This is a genomic window from Bacillus sp. MYb209 (assembly GCF_002975175.1).
Taxonomy (GTDB): domain Bacteria; phylum Bacillota; class Bacilli; order Bacillales; family Bacillaceae_G; genus Bacillus_A.
The window spans coordinates 1-3,357 of sequence record NZ_PCNZ01000094.1; the positions used below are offsets into that span (position 1 = coordinate 1).

General features: G+C 32.7%; 4 protein-coding genes and 1 pseudogene. All 5 read left to right on the forward strand.

The genetic code is table 11. The features are described from left to right. The first annotated feature begins 237 nt into the window (after positions 1–237). The gene (locus CQZ94_RS30350; protein ID WP_105588388.1) at positions 238–1,071 is read left to right on the forward strand and encodes a DUF2785 domain-containing protein; all 834 of its coding nucleotides are present in this window, start codon (positions 238–240) and stop codon (positions 1,069–1,071) included. A gap of 182 nt (positions 1,072–1,253) precedes the next feature. Next, positions 1,254–1,655, forward strand: a complete 402-nt coding sequence (locus CQZ94_RS30355; protein ID WP_105588389.1) for a hypothetical protein — start codon at positions 1,254–1,256, stop codon at positions 1,653–1,655. Positions 1,656–1,810: 155 nt separating this feature from the next. Further along, positions 1,811–1,951, forward strand: a pseudogene (locus tag CQZ94_RS31025) (DUF4176 domain-containing protein); the annotation flags it as partial. A gap of 78 nt (positions 1,952–2,029) precedes the next feature. After that, positions 2,030–2,410 carry a BA_1872 family lipoprotein gene (locus tag CQZ94_RS30365; RefSeq protein ID WP_105588390.1) on the forward strand — a complete coding sequence of 127 codons (381 nt, stop codon included), beginning with the start codon at positions 2,030–2,032 and terminating at the stop codon, positions 2,408–2,410. 700 nt (positions 2,411–3,110) lie between these two features. Then, positions 3,111–3,357, forward strand: a 247-nt coding sequence (locus tag CQZ94_RS30370) for a TIGR04197 family type VII secretion effector (RefSeq protein ID WP_105588392.1), incomplete at its 3' end; no start/stop codon positions are given.

Genomic DNA, 3,357 nt, shown 5'->3' on the forward strand with positions numbered 1-3,357 from the left:
ATGTCCAAGATTTATAGATTCATTGCAATTGTCCTTAAGTTTTTGCACCAGAACCCGAAAAACCACACCATAATAGAAATGTATAAAAAATTGTATAGATTGATAAAAAGAGAAAAAAGTGGATTCCTTATGAGAGCAAGGATTCTTTACAAATTTTACTGCTGATAATGAGACGCTATGTAAACTTCACACGAATATGGTATACAATGTAAGAAATACGTTTTTAGGGAAAGACATATGAATGAAACTACATTAAAAAATAGATTAATTGAACTAAAGCAGACAGAGTTTTCTTTTCAAAACATAAATCTTATTGAATTAACTACTTATATGTTAAAACATCTAGGATCCCTTGACTCAGAATTAAGAGATAAACTGATATACAGGACCTTTTGTAAGATGATTACAAATAATTATTTAAGTCAAAGTCATCTAAAACAAATGTTGGCAACTATCTTAGATGATAAATATTTATTTAAGGGAATTGGATTAAAAGAAGACGATTCAGTGTTTACTCGTTCATTTAGTACACTTTTGATTGCTTTAATTCTTGATGCAGATAATCAAAAAGATTTTCTATCACAGGACACTGTATTATTGGTCAAAGATTGTCTTTTGAAGTATATGTTGATGGAGCAAGATCTGAGAGGGTATGTAAAAGATAAAGGCTGGGCACATAGTATAGCGCACGGTGCCGATGTTTTAGATGAGTTAGTAAAAAGTCATAAACTTGATCAAGGTGCATACAAAAACATTTTAACTATCATTATAAATAAAGTACACGTATACGAGTATGCATATCATGATGATGAAGACGAAAGATTAATAACTCCAATCATTGCAATGCTACAAAGAGGATTGCCTGAAAATGATTTGATCGAATACATAGAGGGAATTTCAAATTACTTAGAACAGAAAAATAAAGAATTAGCCGTTGAAAATTATTGGATTCTTTACGTGAATACTAAATCATTTCTAAGAAGTTTATATTTCCGTATGCGAAAGCATTCAGAGTTTGAAATGATTAAGAAGAGCGTAGAGCATACACTTGATAAAATTAGCTATTTTTGAGTTAAAAAAGTTTTAATTTTACTTTTAATAACGGAAATTATGTAAATGAGCTGTTCATATGGGCGGCTTATTGTATTTTTTGCTTAGCGTGGGTTTTTTCAAAAATGCTGGCGGTACCCCGAGTTGAAAAATAAAGAATTTAATTAATGATAAAAATTTCATTGTGAATAGAAGGGGTAATGATGTTGAAAATTATTAAAAATACAATTTTATTTGTTTTATGTTTAGTAGTTCTTAGTGGTTGTTTTACAAGAGAGGGAACTATTGTTGGTGGTAAAGTTCATGGTTCCTCAGATAGTGTATCTGGCAGTATATCTGGGGATTATAGAAAATTTACTGGATCTGCAACTCAAGATAGGAAAGTTAAAAAAGGTGAGAATTGGATCTTTTCTTTTGATGATAAAACTAAACAAGGAACTATAATTGCTTATGTTGTGGATTCAAATGATAATACAATACTAGAGTTTAATAGTGGCGAAGGCGAAAAAAATATTAAAGTACCTAAGGATGATACATATAAGATTAAAATTAAAACGGAAGAACATGGTGGGGAATTTCGAATATCATGGAAAAAAGAAAAATAGTTTTGAATTTGTATTATGGTGGAATATATATTGACATTCCCACCCCTAATGTTTGATTTAAAAAATGTATTTAGAAGGAATTGTGGTTGCCGTGCATGTGGAATCGCTGAGTCCTGGCGTTTATGCCGCGAAAGTTCCTTGACGATGAGGGGAACCCTCATCGTAATATTTCTTCGGAGTATAATTTCTTTTTGAATCATGAAGATATTTCTAGTGTTTTAAATCTTGGTTTTATTAATGAAACAGAATTAGAGTTTCAAAAATTATTAAAAAAAGAAGTTGAAGAAAAGCAGTGATTCTTTTAAGCTATTGGTGTTTTTGAAATAGTTAAAGAATGAATCTTAATACATATATATAAAGAAAGAGGAATTTCTATGAAATTATTACGTTTATTTCTGATTCTCACTCTTGTTGTATTGTTAAGCGCATGCAATACAGCAACAAAAGTCACAAAGGTTCAAAAAAATGGCGAAACGACTTTAAAAATTGGCTCACTGCAAGGGTATTACGATGTGCAAACGCTTAAAGCTGAAAAAGGAAATGTGGAAATCCCTTATGAAGCAGCCGTTGAAGAAGGTACGATTTTATTGCAAGTTACAAAAGATGATAAGGTTATTTATGAAGAAGAAGTTACTTCTCAAAAAGAAGGTTTGCTGTCTTTTGAAGCGCCAAAATCCGGATCATATGATTTAATTGTACGTGTGAAGGGTGAAGAAGAGAAAGCAAAAGAAATTCAAATACATACTAAGCTATGAAAAAACGGCAAGTGGAGTGCACCCGCTTGCCGTTTCTATTTCCAGTTGGTTCTGTCACAAGATATGCTCATCAATTTAAGAAGTGATTTGCTGAGTCCTGGCGTTTATGCCGCGAAAGTTCCTTGACGATGAGGGGAACCCTCATGCAAACTCGCCAGGGGTGGCCCCATAAGGGCGGTTTTTGCCCGCTGGGGTTAGCTTTGGGAGTTTGAGGGTTCGGAGGCTCGTTGTCAAGGGAACCGTGGAATAAAAAGCGAGGACGGACCCCAGGACAGGGCAAAAACCAATGTCTTCGCCAAGATTCGTGGTTCTACTGTTAGAAAAAGGCGAATAAGAATATAGCATACATACAGGAATGCAGTATAGATCAGTCTATAAGCATTCCCTTGCTATTAATATGTTGTTATTTAGGAATTATTTATGTGGGCAGTCTTAGAAATCAAAAAAAGAATTCCAAGAGAAATTTGGGATTCTTTTTTTGATTGATCATATTTGTTTTATGTATATAATTTGTTTATTAAATTTTTATTTTATATGGATTAATTTCTAATTTTTTACATGGTATAATTTTTCACTGGGGAAAAAGAAGAATTCAAAGGTTAGTTGATGGTTTAAAAAGAGCTATATTGAAAGGGGAATTCTATATATTTATTAGGATTTATTCGATATGTTCGGAAAATTATGGGAAAGGTTTGAGAGAATGGGACAATTCCAAAGTAATTTACAAACAGCAACACAAATTGCTACGAAAATGAGATCAGCCTCTGACAGGATTCAAAGTGCAACAAATCGTTCTATAACAAAAGCGACGCGTACAACACTATCTGTTAACTCCAAAGCAAAAGAAGCGAACCAACAAGTTTTAGATTTGACGAAACAATTTTCTGCCGCTTTTCAACAAGCGGTTGATAATATTCATTCGGTAGCTAACGAGTTTGAGAGAATGG

Excerpts from the sequence above, each read along its gene's own strand:
- CQZ94_RS30350 (WP_105588388.1), top strand. The coding sequence starts at position 238 with ATGAATGAAACTACATTAAAAAATAGATTAATTGAACTAAAGCAGACA.
- CQZ94_RS30355 (WP_105588389.1), top strand. The coding sequence starts at position 1,254 with ATGTTGAAAATTATTAAAAATACAATTTTATTTGTTTTATGTTTAGTA.
- CQZ94_RS30365 (WP_105588390.1), top strand. The coding sequence starts at position 2,030 with ATGAAATTATTACGTTTATTTCTGATTCTCACTCTTGTTGTATTGTTA.